At 45.8% G+C, this 15404-nt stretch carries 13 protein-coding genes; 10 read left to right on the top strand and 3 right to left on the bottom strand.

Annotation, left to right across the window (positions count from 1 at the left end; genetic code table 11):
• Positions 1–9 precede the first annotated feature (9 nt).
• Together NH568_RS11675 and NH568_RS11680 are read right to left on the bottom strand one after the other, a co-directional pair.
• Positions 10–1227: an NnrS family protein gene (locus NH568_RS11675; protein ID WP_253047467.1), complete on the bottom strand. Its 1218-nt coding sequence runs from the start codon at positions 1225–1227 to the stop codon at positions 10–12.
• Positions 1227–1451 carry a hypothetical protein gene (locus NH568_RS11680; RefSeq protein WP_253047469.1) on the bottom strand — a complete coding sequence of 75 codons (225 nt, stop codon included), beginning with the start codon at positions 1449–1451 and terminating at the stop codon, positions 1227–1229. The genes NH568_RS11675 and NH568_RS11680 overlap by 1 nt, the downstream gene beginning before the upstream one ends.
• A 178-nt stretch (positions 1452–1629) precedes the next feature.
• Between NH568_RS11680 and norR the strand changes: the two genes are divergently transcribed.
• From norR to NH568_RS11725, 9 genes are all read left to right on the top strand, one after another.
• Positions 1630–3204, top strand: coding sequence for a nitric oxide reductase transcriptional regulator NorR (norR, locus tag NH568_RS11685; RefSeq protein WP_349288007.1), 1575 nt, complete (start codon positions 1630–1632; stop codon positions 3202–3204).
• 301 nt (positions 3205–3505) lie between these two features.
• Positions 3506–3976: a bacterioferritin gene (bfr, locus tag NH568_RS11690; protein ID WP_253047473.1), complete on the top strand. Its 471-nt coding sequence runs from the start codon at positions 3506–3508 to the stop codon at positions 3974–3976.
• A 3-nt stretch (positions 3977–3979) separates the two neighbouring features.
• Complete coding sequence (bfr, locus tag NH568_RS11695) at positions 3980–4465, top strand: bacterioferritin (RefSeq protein ID WP_253047475.1); 486 nt, start codon at positions 3980–3982, stop codon at positions 4463–4465.
• A gap of 311 nt (positions 4466–4776) precedes the next feature.
• On the top strand, positions 4777–5613 hold the full coding sequence (locus tag NH568_RS11700) for a hypothetical protein (RefSeq protein ID WP_253047477.1): 837 nt from the start codon (positions 4777–4779) through the stop codon (positions 5611–5613).
• A 40-nt stretch (positions 5614–5653) separates the two neighbouring features.
• The gene (locus NH568_RS11705; RefSeq protein ID WP_253047480.1) at positions 5654–6910 is read left to right on the top strand and encodes an adenylate/guanylate cyclase domain-containing protein; all 1257 of its coding nucleotides are present in this window, start codon (positions 5654–5656) and stop codon (positions 6908–6910) included.
• Between the two features lie 78 nt (positions 6911–6988).
• Positions 6989–8209 (top strand): ABC transporter substrate-binding protein, encoded by a 1221-nt coding sequence (locus NH568_RS11710; RefSeq protein WP_253047483.1) that lies wholly within the window; start codon positions 6989–6991, stop codon positions 8207–8209.
• The gene (locus NH568_RS11715; protein WP_253047487.1) at positions 8206–11529 is read left to right on the top strand and encodes a response regulator; all 3324 of its coding nucleotides are present in this window, start codon (positions 8206–8208) and stop codon (positions 11527–11529) included. The genes NH568_RS11710 and NH568_RS11715 overlap by 4 nt, the downstream gene beginning before the upstream one ends.
• A 142-nt stretch (positions 11530–11671) precedes the next feature.
• Positions 11672–12364, top strand: a complete 693-nt coding sequence (locus tag NH568_RS11720; protein WP_253047490.1) for a hypothetical protein — start codon at positions 11672–11674, stop codon at positions 12362–12364.
• A gap of 70 nt (positions 12365–12434) precedes the next feature.
• Positions 12435–14606 (top strand): exonuclease domain-containing protein, encoded by a 2172-nt coding sequence (locus NH568_RS11725; protein ID WP_253047493.1) that lies wholly within the window; start codon positions 12435–12437, stop codon positions 14604–14606.
• A 106-nt stretch (positions 14607–14712) separates the two neighbouring features.
• Here NH568_RS11725 and NH568_RS11730 read toward each other — a convergent pair whose 3' ends face one another.
• Positions 14713–14922, bottom strand: coding sequence for a hypothetical protein (locus NH568_RS11730; RefSeq protein WP_054013308.1), 210 nt, complete (start codon positions 14920–14922; stop codon positions 14713–14715).
• A 59-nt stretch (positions 14923–14981) separates the two neighbouring features.
• Here NH568_RS11730 and NH568_RS11735 point away from each other — a divergent pair, with 59 nt between their 5' ends.
• On the top strand, positions 14982–15380 hold the full coding sequence (locus NH568_RS11735) for a DUF1294 domain-containing protein (RefSeq protein WP_253047497.1): 399 nt from the start codon (positions 14982–14984) through the stop codon (positions 15378–15380).
• Positions 15381–15404: the final 24 nt, after the last annotated feature.

Genomic DNA, 15404 nt, shown 5'->3' on the forward strand with positions numbered 1-15404 from the left:
TTTAAGGTATTAACCGCGACGACCATCCAGACGTTTTCGTACCAGTATGGGCGCATAAATAAAGGCGAACAGTGCGAAGCTGACAGACCAAATGAGTGCGCTGATTTGCCAGGCCAGATGCGGTCCGATATACGCAGGTAACAGGCTTCTGATCAGGGCGCTGATCAGGCACAGGATAAAAGCGACAGAAATGAGCGGATGAGGCGTTAAAGGGCGAGCAGTATGGCCAAGTGCTACCCGTGCCATCATGGCCAGGATCATCATCCCCATACCACCTATGGTAATCAGATGTAGTGCGTCTTTTGCCTGCCAGCTGCTACCCAGATAGGCCGCACCAAAACCAATCAGACCCATTGCCATCAAAAGATAAGCTAGATACAAGGACCATAATAAGGGCACGGTAAACATGCGTGCCTGAAACCAAAAACTTGCCCGCAACACATGAAGTAAACCCGCCAGTATTAAAAGGTATCCGGGGACCATGGGCTGTTGAAGAAAGTGGTGTGCAAAAAAACCGCACATCCCAAGTACAGAAACAAGCAATAGTGCCTTGTCCAGCCGGGGAGTGCGCTGTTGATGTGACAGCCCCAGACCGCGAGAAAGAAAGAAAGGCACGACGCGGCCGCCCAGTATACTGATCAGCAACGTAAAGCCGAGTACTGCCATCTGGCTGAGCAAGCCTGCCAGTTCATAAGCGTGCTGGTCCAGTACCACAATAAACACCATGTTCAGGGTCGCCAAAAGTGCAAGTACGGGTACAAACAAGTAGTTTTTACTGTTATGAACCTGCAGGACAACCCAGGTAAAGTGACAGATACTGATCAACCAAAATAAGCCCTGAAAGATTATCAGCCACAACAGTGGTTGTGCAGACCAGATCCCTGCTACCCTGGCACTGGCCCAAACCACGCATAGCCCAAGTAAAGGCCAGCTATTTAGGGTGCTGACTCCGGTCCAGTTCTTGGCGGCGGTAAATAAAAAGCCGATGGCGATTGCACTGGCAAAGCCGAATAGCATCTCATGGGCGTGCCAGAGCGTCGCCGGGAAAGTGCCTGGCCAACTCAGATAACCACTCAGAATTGCAAACCAGGCGATCATTGCCGCACAGGCCCACAGACTGCCAAGTAAAAATAACGGTCTGAATGCCAGCATGAGTAACGGCGCATGTTTTGGTTGATACCATTTTGCTGATTGCTGCACGGGCTCTTCAAGGTTAAGCAAGCTCATCAGCGCACCTCCTGACCAAGGTTGTATTGGCAAAAACAGCGAACGACATAGCTCACTTTCAGGGTTGTTGCGAAAATAATGGTGCTGATGTGTGCGGCAATTTGTGTCGACAAGGACAAGTATTGGTCAAAGCTATAGCTGGCCATAATGGCAAACATAAAGCCAATCAGGCTCAATAGCAGACATTGGTTGGCATAAGGAAGTGCACGGCGATAGTGTTTCATAATTACCCTTACAAGCTCAGTGAATCGAACTAACTGATACAGAGATACTTATAAGCGCACAAAACATGCCAATATTAATTTAATTTAAAAACAACAAGATAAGTATTTCACGTTGTATGGGTAAGTCAAAATGACCTACACTGCTGAAGTCTTAAAAACTTTTATAGGTCATTTTGACTTGGATCAGAGAACACTATCACATTTACTCGGTATCAGTACTGAACTGACCCATCAACTTCCCAGGCTGGATGAAGGGGATCTGGGGGCGTTTAGTCAGTCGCTGGTCCTCGCACTCCAGAGTGTCATAACGGCAGATGCCACAGCTGTGTTGCGGTGTGAGCAAGGCGTGGCTTATCCACTGGCGTGCTCAGGTCTCGCGCCCGAAGCCATGGGCAGACGGTTTGTAATAGAAGACCATCCAAGGCTGGCTGCAATCGCAGCGGCTAACCAGCCGCAGATTTTTGCAGCGGATTGTCAGCTACCAGATCCTTATGATGGTTTACTGATGGCCAGAGCCGGTACTTTGCCTGTACATGCCTGTATGGGGTTTTCACTTTATCAGGGAGACTCCTTGCTTGGTATGGTCACCTTTGACAGCCTCACCCCGAGTGCATTTGAGCAAGTCGCAGTGCCTGTGTTGGGTATGTTGCAGTCTTTAGTGGCTGCACATTTTGCAACGGCCCTGACCCTGTCCACGTTAGCTGAGCGGGCTCGTCATGGCATGGCAATGCTCAGAGAGATCAGCCATCAAAGTTATACTATGGTGGGTGAGAGTGCCGTTATGCAGCGACTTAAACAGGACATCGATTTGGTTGCTAACTCAGAGTTAAGCGTACTCATTCAGGGAGAAACAGGCACAGGTAAGGAGCTGGTTGCACGGCGTATTCATGAGCATTCGTCGCGTTGTCAGGGGCCATTTGTACAGGTTAACTGTGCCTCTTTGAGCGAAAACCTGGCTGAGAGTGAATTCTTTGGCCATCGAAAAGGGGCGTTTACCGGCGCAGACAGACACCGGGAAGGTAAGTTTCTGGTTGCCCATGGCGGCACCTTGTTTCTCGATGAAATTGGCGAACTCCCCTTGAGTATGCAAAGTAAATTACTCAGGGCGTTACAAAGTGGTGAAATCCAGCCGGTTGGTACAGACAAGCCGCAGTATGTTGATGTGAGGATTGTGGCCGCAACGAACCGAAACTTGCGCCATGAGGTTGAGATGGGGCGCTTTCGTGCTGACTTGTATCACCGCTTAAGCGTGTTTCCAATACAGGTACCTTCATTAAGAGAGCGGGCGCAGGATATCGTGTCGCTTGCCGGCTTTTTTGTTGAGCAACTGCGCAAAAAGCTGGGTGTGCGTCAGCTGGTTTTGTCTGATGCTTTTATGAACCAACTTAATCAGCATGACTGGCCGGGAAATGTGCGCGAACTCGAGCATGTGCTGAGCCGGGCTGCGTTGAAAGCGAAGCATGCAGCCTGGGACCAGGATATCGTACTGGTTGATGTCGTGCATGGTGTACAACGGGAGAGTGACGCATCAGACCCAAATAGCGTTAGTAATGAGCGAGTATCTTTGCAGCTGTCCAAAGAGCAAACGTTAAAGGCGGCGACCGAGTCATTTCAGAAGCAACTGATCACAGCCAGACTAAAAGCCAATGACCTCAACTGGGCTGCTACGGCACGCGAATTAGCCGTTGATCGGGCTAACCTGGTGCGCCTTGCAAAACGTTTGGGCATCAAAACGGTGAAAACGCTCAATTAAGCCGCTCAGCTTTTCTTGTTAAATTATAACAGGCTGAGGTGCTGGTGATTTAGTGCCATTGCTGCGTTCATGCAATTAGAGTCGCAATTTACCTGAGCACGATGCAATAGCCGGGATTTGTCAAAATGAAGTATTCAAATAAAGACTGTTATTCGCAATGAAAATTGTTCTTACTAAGCTTATAAGTTGTTTATTTTAAAAGGATATATCAAGAAATTTATTAGTTTTAATCGGTCTTGCTAAGTTGCAATTTTGTTCTAGGGTTATAAAGCGTCTAACTATTCCTTATTGAGGGGGCCCTATGCAGGGTAGCAAGCAAGTAATAGCAGCACTAAATCAGGTATTAACACTCGAGCTGACGTCCATTAACCAGTATTTTCTGCATGCACGCATGTGGAAAAACTGGGGCATTGAGGAGCTGAACGAGAAAGCTTATAAAAAATCAATAAAAGACATGAAACAGGCCGATGACTTAATCGAGCGGATCTTATTTTTGGAAGGCCTGCCAAATCTACAACACCTCGAAAAGCTTCGTATTGGTGAACACACAGAAGAAATGCTCAGTTGCGATATGGCGTTTGAAATGGAGCAGCTGCCAGTGTTACGCGGTGCGATTGAACTGTGTGAAAAAGAGCAAGACTATGTCAGTCGCGAGTTGCTCGAGGATATCCTTGAATATGAGGAAGAGTATGTTGACTGGATTGAAACTCAGCAATTCCTCATCAAAAACTGCGGCATAGAAAACTATCTGCAATCGCAAATTGAGGAGTAAAACATGCAAGGTTCTCAAAAAGTAATCGATTTACTCAACAAGCAGCTGACCTTAGAATTATCGTCAATGGATCAGTATCTGGCTCATTCAAAAATGTACGAAGACTGGGGGCTATCAAGGTTGCACCACAAATTGGCGCATGAATACGAAGAAGAGCTGGATCATGCAAAACGCATTACAGAACGCATCCTATTTTTAGAGGGCACACCAGATACCGCATCCAGGGCACCCATCAAAGTAGGTGAAAATGTGCAGGAAATGCTGGAAAACGACCTGGCCGCAGAGATCACAGTTAAGGACCATTTGAAAAAGGTCATCGCAGTGTGTGAAGAAGAGCAAGACTATGTATCTCGCGAAATGCTGGAGGCGCTGCTTGATGATACAGAAATGGATCACATCTATTGGCTGGAGCAGCATCTGGGGCTTATTAAGTTAGTGGGTCTGCCAAACTATATCCAGAGCCAGATGTCTGGTGGTGAGTCAACCTGATAAAATAATAGTAAATCACTTCAAAGGAGGCATCGCCTCCTTTTTTAATGTATGTGTCTGGTATCCGTAGGCTTGCCAAAGCAATAATTCGCATAGATACTTGCCGCCATCATTGATACCAATTTCACTTAATACCTGTTCAATTTGAAGGAGCAAATTTGAAGCTAACTGTGTTAAAAATTTCTCATTTAGAACCACTAAATAGTAAAATTTTTGCCTTGTTATCGAACATATGTTCTCGCCTCAAAATAGAACACTTAATTAAGCAAATTGGTATTACCCCCTCAAGATCACCGGTACGGAGAAACATAATGGAAAGACAGGTTGCCTGTTTGATTGAAGCATGCCAACAGTTAGGGCTAAAACACGAGTGCATTGATCGTGAGCAGAACCTGGTGCGGGTTTATTTTAATCACGGGGTTGAGTATTTTGAACTAAACAAAACTCCCTTTAACTCCGAATCTATTTACGGCATATGCAGGGATAAAATGCACTCTTATCAGGCTTTTAATCAAGCAGTGACTATGCCTGAAACACTGTCTTTTCTGGACCCGAATATTCCACAGGAATACCGACATTACCTGGAATACCAAAGCATGGATGCAATCCTTGATGCCACAGAGGCCAAATTTGGTTATCCGGTGGTTGTGAAAAGCAACAGCGGGGCATTGGGGATTAATGTGCATTTGTGTGACGATAGAGCATCGCTCAGTGTTGCTTATAATGAAATATTCAACGCCCAGTCGAAGCATTATGACTACCTGGCACTGGCACAGGCTTATGTTAAAAACAAAGCTGAGTACCGCCTTGTTTGTGGATTTGGAGAACCATTACTGGCCTACAAAAGAGGTATGGCTCAGACGTTTAATGTACGGTACTGGGAAAAGAATGAAGTGGCGACACTGGAACAGGATGAGGCCCTGCTCAAAACCTTGTTTGAGTTTGTTAAACCTGTCTTTGAGTTAGCTAATCTTGGGTTTGTTGGCTTTGACATTATCCTGGGCCAGGACGATTGTTTTTATCTGATTGAGCTGAATTCTTCGCCTAAGTTCAATCATCTGATTATAGATAATCCGGTACAGGGAACCGATGCTGTCACTGGCATGTACAAAAAAATGCTACAAAAGCTGAATAACCGATCAGCTTGAGGCTAAACTGGTGGTAACTCCATAATCTGGTGAAGCGACAATGAAATGGTTAAAGGACATTGATAGCAGTTTTGACAAGTTACTGACCGATTGTTATCAAAGGCGTGAAATGGAGATGGAACTCCATGTCAATAAACTCCGTTTTTATGGACTAATGGCTTTGTTTGTCACAGAGCTTGTTATTGGTTTATACAGTATTGGGTGGGATAGTACGCTGATAGCTGTTGACCTGGGTACGCTTGCGATTGTTGCCTTGTGGTGTGCGCTGGTGATGCGCTGGGCAATGTCAGACAGTTATAAACCCTGGCTTAAGTACGTCTCTATCCTATTTGATTATGCGATCATTCTGGCGGTTTCTTTTGAAATTGAATCACTGGATTTGGTCAAACACCTGTTGCAGGATCTTCACAAAACCGAATTCGAACTCATGTTGGTGAGTGTGTTACTGTTGTTCAACATCATGAGTGCGTTCCGTCAGGGCAAATTAATTATCTACTTTTCCACTTTGTGCTGCCTGCTAACTGGAACTTTGGTACTGGAACACAGCCACACAGCGCGCGCTATTGAGATCCATGAACAAGTTATTATCGTTTGCTCCGGGTTTCTTGCCTGGTCATTGTCGAGCTATATTACGGGAACTTATACCAAATTGCGTCACCGAGAACGCTTGCTGCGTTACTTGCCTGAGCAGTTGGTGAAAGCGGTCGAACGAGGGGAGGTGGACATTGAGCCCGGAGGCGAAAAACGGGATGTCACGGTGCTGATGGCCGATATTCGCGGGTTCACCAGAATGTGCGAGCAGCATGATCCGGAAGTGATAACACGATTGCTGAATCGTTATTTTTCACGCATGAGCAGCGTTATTTTTTCTCATCAGGGGATGATAGATAAATTTATCGGTGATGCCATTATGGCTGTGTTCGGCACCCCTCAAAAAGAAGAGAATAATGCGCGAAATGCAATAGAAGCGGCGCGCGAAATGTTAAAGGCACTGAAGCAGTTAAATCAAGAGTTCAGTGCTGATGGTCTGCCGGAAATCAAGATTGGGATTGGTATTCATAGCGGCGATGCGATCGCTGGTAATGTAGGAAGCAGCAGCTGTATGGACTATACCGTCATCGGTGACACGGTAAATGTGGCAGCGCGCATTGAGAGCAAAACAAAGGAGTTGCAACATCCTATCTTAGTCAGTGAGCAAAGCGTTCAGCAGTCTAAGCTGACACAACTAAAGCGTGTTGCTATGGTTGAACTCAGTGGACGCAGTCAGCCCATCGAGGTGTATCATTATCCTGACTAAAAAAGATTAACACGGTGTTGCGCTAAGCAATCTTTTTGAAATAGTCTAACTTTAAATAATCAGGTACTTAACGCGCTTATGAATATGAAACGGACGCTGCTTGCTGTTTTTCTTTTCATTGTAACTTTCAGTGTGCTGGCCACTGCCGCCGAGCGGCCTGTGCTGTATATATATCACGACTCTGATTATAGCAGTCATAGCGAGTCGGCCGAAGCCATGAAAATGGGCTTTAATAGCGCGTTAAGTGAGCGTAATTTTGAGGTTCAGGGATTTCGGCTGCAGCTCCTTGAAAAGGACCACAGAGGCAACAGTAATCGCAGTTTACTGACCATGCGGCGCTTTTTGCAAGACGAGCGTGCTTTACTGGTGTTGGGTGGGTTACATTCGCCGCCTTATATAAAACATCGCGAGTTTATTAATCAACAGGGCATTCTACTCTTAGTACCCTGGGCAGCCGGTGGACCGATAACACGTTACCCGGATGCTAACAATTGGGTGTTCAGGTTGTCTATTGATGACACCAAAGCCGGGTTGAGGCTGGTGGAATTCGCCAGACAAAAACAGTGTCGTTCGCCGCATATGCTACTGGAGCGCACGCCCTGGGGGAAATCAAATTATCAGACTATAACTCAGGCACTCGACAAGCCTGAGGCCCCTGTGACCTGGTTCAACTGGAATATGAAAATGAATGCCGCCAAAATCATGCTACGAGAGATTGCCAGTAATGGGCATGACTGCGTGATTTTTGTGGGGAATGCACTGGAGGGCAAACAGTTGGTAAAGGCGGTTGGACAGGCGCCTGACACTCAGCGCCCTGCTATTATCAGTCACTGGGGCATAACGGGTGGTAACTTTTTCGCTCAGGTGGCTGATGAGTTGCGTGCAGGAATAGATTTACACTTTTTGCAAAGTTGTTTCTCATTTCAGCAACGGCCACATGCTGAATTTGTAGCCCGGGTGTGGCAACAGTTAATAACCGCTTACCCAGAAAAAATCGTTGATGGACAATTTATACAGTCTCCGGCTGGTTTTATCCATGGTTATGACTTAGGTCGACTGTTTTTGGCTTCGCTCGATCAAATCTCTCTGAGCGGCAACGTAAAACAAGACAGAGCCGCATTGCGTCGTGCACTTGAAAACCTTAAGCAACCAGTCCAGGGGTTGATCAAAGTCTACAAGCAACCGTTTTCTCCCTGGTCAGAGTCGCAACCCGATGCCCATGAAGCTTTGGGTCTGGAAGACATATGTATGGCCAGTTATAACGCTGATGGCAGTATCAAGGTGCTAAAAAATCAATGAATAACAACGCTGAGAAGTCGCTATTTAAAATGAGCTCCGACAAGGCATTCTACGCATTTTTGTTGTGTAGCCTGATATTGTCTGTTTCTCTGAGCCTTGTGATGTTGAGTAACCATGCAGATACTGCCATTCGTCAGGTGCAAACGGAAGTGCGTCAGACCGAGGCGCGTTTGGGCGTTAGCAACCTCGGTCAGTTTTTGCGTACCCGTCTGGTACTGCTCAAAGATCTGGCGCAATACCCGGTTTTGGCCAATGGGGTTATGGGCTCAGATATTTCCCGAGCTTCTTTGTCTGATTTCCTGGGGGAATATCGGATCCTCGGGAAAAAGGAACCACTGTCCCTGTACAATGTCCTTGGCGAGCCGGTTTACCGCAGTGGTCAGGTGTTATTGGTACCTGGCGAAGAAGACGACTGGCTGGAATTGCTGTTGGATGGGCGATTATCGCATGCAGTGATTTTACAGCGTGATGCTCAGCTGTTTAGTTTTGTTATCGCGGTGCCTATAGAGTACAACGGATTTACTGAGGGCGTGTTAGTTGCTGAATTTGATGCTGATTTGGCTAACCTTCTGGCAATGGATCTGAGTAATCAGGCTCTGGCGGTCGAATTGTCCGGACAGTGGGTCGATTACAGTAATGCTGCTCCAAATGCGGAGTACGTTGTATTGCACAACACACAGATGCCTGGCACGGATATTCATGTCAGCCTGATGATAAGTCAGTCAACCATAGATGATAGTGTCTTTGCTTTTATTGTTGAGCTTGGCCAGGCAATTTTTATCGGTCTGTCATTGTCCTTTTTGTTGCTGCTGTTTTTTGGTCGTCAATTGCTCCTTAATCCATTTAAACGTTTGCAAACATCTGAGCAAAGGATTAAAAAAAGCGAAGAGCGCTTCAAGCTGGCCATCGAGGGGAGCCATGACGGTATTTGGGATTGGGATATCGAAAGCGGAGATGTATTTTACTCGCCAAGATACAGGGAATTGCTGGGCTATAATCCATCTGATCATAAGGGGTTTCCTGACCGTTTTGAAGTGCTTGAACATCATTTACATCCAAAAGACAGAAGTGCGACGTTTTCTGCACTACAAGACCATTTGAATGGTAAAGGTGGGTTCGACGTAGAGTTTCGTTTGCGTACCCGACAAAACGATTACCGCTATTTTCGTTCAAAGGGCCTTGCCCTGCGTAATGAGTCAGGAAAAGCTATCCGCATGTCTGGCTCTCTCACTGACATTACAGATCAGAAAATGTACCAGGAAGCATTAAGCCAGGCAAAGGAACACAACGACCTGCTGGCATATGCAATAGAATCGTGTGATGTTGGCATTATCATTTCAGATGCCAAAGTACATGGGTTGCCGCTGACCTTCATTAACAGCGCCTTTACAACTGTTACGGGTTATGGCGAAGAAGTATTGGGGACCAACTGTAAGTTTCTGCAGGGCAAGGATACGGCACAGGAAGCGGTGGACAGTATGGTTGAGGCCATTAACAACCGTAAAGCACATCGTACTGTGATCCTTAATTATACGAAGCTGGGCAAATCTTTTTGGAACAATCTACATATTGCGCCCGTAAGTAATGACCGGGGAGAGTTGGTTGCTTATGTCGGCATTATACAGGATATCTCTGAGGAAATTGCCCAAGAGAGAGCATTGGCAGATGCCAAAAGTCAGGCTGAGCAGGCAAGTCGGGCGAAAAGCGAATTCCTGGCATCAATGAGCCATGAGATACGTACTCCAATGAATGGGGTCCTTGGTATGCTTAATCTATTGCTGAGCAACGAATTGGATGAGCAACAAACGCACCGGGTTAAACTGGCCATGAGTAGCGCAAACTCACTCCTTAATCTGATCAATGACATACTGGACTTTTCAAAAGTCGATGCCGGAAAGCTGGAGCTTGAGATGCTCGACTTTGATTTACGAGGTATGTTTGAAGACTTTGCCGAGTCAGCAGCTTTGCAAGCACAATGTAAAGGGCTTGAGCTCGTGCTGGATACACTTGACATTGAACAAAGCATGGCTAAAGGTGATCCAAGCCGGATCAGGCAAATTCTCGCCAACCTGGTAGGTAATGCAATTAAATTTACAGAGCAAGGTGAAGTCATTATTCAGGGCAAGCTGACCGAATTAGATAATAATGGCCTGTGCCTGGAGTGTGCCATCACAGATACCGGGATTGGCATCCCAAAAGCGAAAAGTGCAACTCTATTCGACTCTTTTTCTCAGGTTGACTCGTCAACAACGCGCAAATATGGCGGGACAGGCCTTGGTCTTGCGATTGTCAGAAAGCTGTGCCAGCTAATGGGAGGCGATGTCTGGGTTGAGAGTGTTGAGGGCGAAGGGAGCACGTTTAAGTTTCGGGTGTTGCTAGAAAAAAGTGCCCAGTCAAAGCAGATACTACCCGATCTGGATATGTCCAAGCTTGAGTTATTGGTGGTAGATGACAACCAGACCAATCGCACTGTTCTTGGGCAGCAGCTGCGGCATTGGGGCGCACAAGTCTTTGAATCTTCATCTGGTATAGCTGCATTGGCTGAGTGCGAGAAACGATTTCATGACGGACAGCGTAAAATGTTTGATATTGCGTTGCTGGATATGCAGATGCCCAATATGGATGGTGCACAGTTGGGCAAAACCATCAAAGAGGACAAGCGCTTTAAAGGAGTCAAGCTTATTATGATGACCTCAATCGGTCATCAGGGCGATGCGTCTTATTTCGCAGACTTAGGGTTCTCTGGGTACTTTCCTAAGCCTGCAACGACAGAAGATCTGTTCAATGCCCTGTCTGTGGTTGCAGATGACGGAGAGGCATTGGCAAATGCCAAACCGCTGGTAACTACGCATTACCTTAAGAGTATGAAAGATCCCCATCAGGATACGACAAGGGTGAAGTGGGCGCCAAAACCGCGTATTTTGTTGGCCGAGGATAATCAGGTCAATCAGATAGTAACGGTAAGCATGTTGCAGAAGCTGGACATTGAGTATGTTGATGTTGTGAGTGATGGTAACGAGGCACTACGTAACCTGAGAGAATATCAACATTCGGAGGGGTATTCACTGGTATTGATGGATTGTCAGATGCCAGAAATGGACGGTTTTCATGCGACCAAAGCCATTCGAAAAGGGCAGGCGGGTAAGTCAAATATGGATATTACCATAGTGGCACTTACGGCCAATGCCATGGTTGGCGATGAGAAAAAATGCCTTGAAGCCGGTATGAATGATTATCTGAGCAAACCAGTATCCATTGAGGCGCTGCTGAGCTGCCTGAAAAAGCACCTAAGCTATGAGCAGATCGTAGTCGAAGAATAATAAAAATATGCGGCCCACTGCCGCATTTGAGAGAGTAAACAAGGCTACGCTGAAGCCTTGATAATTAAATAACATAGCTCAAGCAAATGCGACAACCAGAACATAATGCTAATTGGGTTGACTATATACTGTTGGACTATTAATGAAGAGATTTAAAATATATACCTTTTCTTTGATTGCATTTTTAATGCTTCCCCTTGGTTACTTTCAAAAAGAAGCAATTGTTTGCGAACTGATCGGTGCTTCTCAATTTGATGAAGTGTCGCCAAACTTATATGTTGATCAAAGTATGAGTCATCTGCAGCAAGTTAACCTCGTCAATACTGTTGAGGCTGCCGTAACAAGAGTTACCGATACCTATGGTGCACCAGCTTCACACCCCAGAATTATTGCCACTGCTGATGCGAAATATGCAAAGTTTGGATTCAACCCGACAGGCATGCAGAGGTCCGGTTTTTTTAGAGAATGTATATTTCTAGGTCCGAAGGGCCTGAATACGGACGTTGTTGCCCATGAGCTTGTTCATGCCGAGGTCAGGCACCGAACAAATTTGATGGCTGAACTGACTCAAATACCAGCCTGGTTCATCGAAGGAACAGGGATCCGAGTAGACCATAGAGTACCATTTCTATTAGAAAACATAGATGTGACAAATGAGGATGTTTCTAAGATTAAGTCGGTATTTTATCTCCGTGACTTCCCTAACACTCATGTCAAATACTATCAGGCTTCGTTCATAGCTGTTAAACCGATGAACCCAAAGAAGATGTACAGCGGCCTGGAAAGGTTGAACAATGGAGAGCAGTTTGAGCATGTTTTCAGCGAGCTGTTATAGTTGTTACCTGGATTTGAACTGCTCAACGTAGTAAAGGGTCCACACCGTTATTATTCAGCGTAGAGTGTGTATGTTAAAAGCGTTACCAGAGAAGTATTATCTCACCCACTTTCATGAATTGCAGGGATTTGTTTCAAAAACCAGCTTTCATCTTCTTACTTTATCACAGCAGGCTCTGTTCACTGAACTTGGTTCTCTTGATGAAGAGTGCCTGTGTTTATTGTTGCGTATTATCAATCGCAAACGTGTGTATGTCACCAGAGCACAGCTAAACTACGCAGAAATTAAGGACACAGATGCTGCCTTGAATGAGCTGCGTAGTAAAGGGCTGGTTCAAACAGCGCAAGATAAGGATGCTGATGTACTATTGGGGGAGTTGACTAAGGAGCAGTTACAGTCCATAGCGTCTGAGCTGATAGCGTCAGGCAAAGTGTCTTCCACACCCCCAACAAAATCTGCAAAAAAAGCACTATGGAATGAATTTGTTTACGCCCAATGCACTCACGTTGCGCTGGCAGATACCTCGGTATTTCGTGCTCACTTGTCAGCGCCAGTCAAAGCAGACTTTGAATATTGGTTGTTTTTATTCTTTGGTAAACTGGGCGGCACTTTGCAGCAGTTCTCGTTGCGCGATCTGGGTGTAATGCAAACACGTCAGGGCGTATCAACGGGTAATGCACACTTTTCCGAGTTGGCTGAGGCGCAAAGTGCCTATTTTTATGTTAGTCAAAATAAACTCCTGAATAATCTAAGCTTAGACGACAAAGTGTTGCTAGCAACACGGATCTATCAAGAACAAGTACCAGCTGCAGAGGGACCGATGGCACAGACTAAGCGTGATGATTTGACGCATAAACTGGCTTGTCAGTTGGACCGGGAAGAACCAGCACTTGCGACGGTGATGCTGAAGATCAGCAACCACCCAAAGGCACAGGAGAAATATATTCGTACTCTGTACGCAGCTGGGGACCATGAGGCTTGCCTGACTCAGCTTGAAGAGGTGCTGGCTTGCCCACAAAACGAAGAGTTATTGATATTTGCCGAGGATTTCTCAGCGCTGAAATTCACCACCAAGCGTACCTCTGTATTGACAGACATACTACGTCAAAGCGGCTCTCCTATCGCACTGGACGAAGCCTATGTTGGTTATCCTGAAATGGGGGCAATTGCCTGGTATCACCGCCACGGGAGTAAAGCCTACCATGGAGAAAACCAGTTCTGGCGCATGCTATTTGTTTTGGTTTTTTGGCCAGCGCTTTACGAATCGACAACCGGTGCACCCAGCAATGAGTTTGATTTAACGCCACGGAGCCTGAAATATAATCAATTTTATGAAGCACATAGCGATCATATTGAACAGATCCTTGGAAAAATTACAGATAATCAAAGTTTATTCGACTGGCTACTGCGTCAGGCCAGTGCACATTTCGGTAAACCGAATCGACTGGTCTTCTGGCACAGGCCTACACTGGACCTGTTATTCATGGTGGCTCGATTAATTCCCATTACGGCCCTAAAAACACACCTGGTCGCCATGTGTAAAGATTTTAAAATGCTTAAAGATGGCTATCCTGACCTGGTATGCATTCATGGTAGCGATGTGTCATTCGTTGAGATAAAAGCACCAGGAGATAGTCTTAGGCGTAATCAGCTGGTGACAATAAGGCGTCTGATTGAATCGGGTTTTAAGGTCGACATTCAGCAAGTGTGTTGGCAGATTGCACCACAACAGGCTTATGTTGTAATTGATGTGGAAACCACAGGAGGCAAAAAGGAGTTTGATCGCATTACAGAAATAGCGATGGTCAGGGTCGTCGATGGCAAAGTGGTAAAACGCTGGCAAAGCCTCATTAACCCAATGCGGCGGATCCCTAAATACATCACAGAGCTAACCGGCATTAGCAACGAAATGGTGGCGAATGCGCCCCTCTTTTCTGACGTTGCTCAGCAAGTCGAAGACTTTATGCAGGATGCCATTTTTGTCGCGCATAATGTCAACTTTGATATGGGGTTTGTTAAAGCTGAATTTGCCCGAATTGATCAAGTTTTTCAAAAGCCAAAACTATGTACCGTGCAGCTGGGCAGAAAATGGTTGCCAGGTTTGAAATCTTATGCACTAAACAAGGTCTGTGCAGAGCTGGGAATTATGTTGACTCAGCACCACAGAGCGATGGCTGACGCAGAGGCCACGGCACAGTTATTTATATTGATTAATGAAGTCAGACTGGAAAATCAAAAATAATGGCTCGATGAGCAGGTGTTATGTGAGTGAGCAGTTAGTTCAACAGGGGCAATATGCGTGTTTTGTTTGTCGCCCGGTTCAAACGAGCGACAAAGACTAAATGTGATTAGTCACAGTTGTACCAGCGGTTTGTGAAAACACAATCGCGGCCGTTGTAGCATGAGATCACACCAGTCTGACAATCATTTCGATTAGTTGGTGCGCAATCAAGGTAAGAAGGTTCATAACCGCCGCCTACATTAGGCGTTGCCTTGGCATTCAGCTGTTGGTTTGAAGATAAGGTTTTTAGTTTTTTCTTGTTTAGTGTAAATTTCATTTTCATTTCCTTTGTGATTTACAATTGCCTGAACAGGCCGTATCGAAAATAACAAAAAAATGGCGAAAGTAAAAGGTCAGTATCAAAAATACTTAGTCAATACTTTACTCGATGTACTGTGGGTATTGTCCGCCGTGCTACTTACATTTGTGCTCTTTCCGTGCCTGATTGCAGCCGCAATACCTGACTGGTCAATTGTTGCTTATCTGCTGCTAGCCAGTGCCATTGTATTTGGTGTTTACGCAAAAGATAAAAAGTTATCAAAGCAAGGGACAGAGCGGATCTCTGAGCGACAGTTACTCTTGGTATCTGCCTGCTCATTGCATATTTCAACCCTGTTCTGTATGCAAATTGTAAAGCATAAAACCGCTAAACTATCATTCCTTTTAAAGCTTCTGATGCTCTTTTTCATTCAGGTTGTTGGGTTGCTAAGTATGCTAATACGGCTGTATATGTAGCGCGTCAGGCTGCTGCCTGACGCG

The organism is Pseudoalteromonas sp. XMcav2-N, assembly GCF_024124545.1.
Taxonomy (GTDB): Bacteria; Pseudomonadota; Gammaproteobacteria; order Enterobacterales; family Alteromonadaceae; genus Pseudoalteromonas.

Bases quoted from the DNA above. Each gene is read 5' to 3' on its own strand.
- NH568_RS11675 (WP_253047467.1), bottom strand. From the start codon at position 1,227: ATGAGCTTGCTTAACCTTGAAGAGCCCGTGCAGCAATCAGCAAAATGG.
- NH568_RS11680 (WP_253047469.1), bottom strand. From the start codon at position 1,451: ATGAAACACTATCGCCGTGCACTTCCTTATGCCAACCAATGTCTGCTA.
- bfr (WP_253047473.1), top strand. From the start codon at position 3,506: ATGCAGGGTAGCAAGCAAGTAATAGCAGCACTAAATCAGGTATTAACA.
- bfr (WP_253047475.1), top strand. From the start codon at position 3,980: ATGCAAGGTTCTCAAAAAGTAATCGATTTACTCAACAAGCAGCTGACC.
- NH568_RS11700 (WP_253047477.1), top strand. From the start codon at position 4,777: ATGGAAAGACAGGTTGCCTGTTTGATTGAAGCATGCCAACAGTTAGGG.
- NH568_RS11705 (WP_253047480.1), top strand. From the start codon at position 5,654: ATGAAATGGTTAAAGGACATTGATAGCAGTTTTGACAAGTTACTGACC.
- NH568_RS11710 (WP_253047483.1), top strand. From the start codon at position 6,989: ATGAATATGAAACGGACGCTGCTTGCTGTTTTTCTTTTCATTGTAACT.
- NH568_RS11715 (WP_253047487.1), top strand. From the start codon at position 8,206: ATGAATAACAACGCTGAGAAGTCGCTATTTAAAATGAGCTCCGACAAG.
- NH568_RS11720 (WP_253047490.1), top strand. From the start codon at position 11,672: ATGAAGAGATTTAAAATATATACCTTTTCTTTGATTGCATTTTTAATG.
- NH568_RS11725 (WP_253047493.1), top strand. From the start codon at position 12,435: ATGTTAAAAGCGTTACCAGAGAAGTATTATCTCACCCACTTTCATGAA.
- NH568_RS11730 (WP_054013308.1), bottom strand. From the start codon at position 14,922: ATGAAATTTACACTAAACAAGAAAAAACTAAAAACCTTATCTTCAAAC.
- NH568_RS11735 (WP_253047497.1), top strand. From the start codon at position 14,982: ATGGCGAAAGTAAAAGGTCAGTATCAAAAATACTTAGTCAATACTTTA.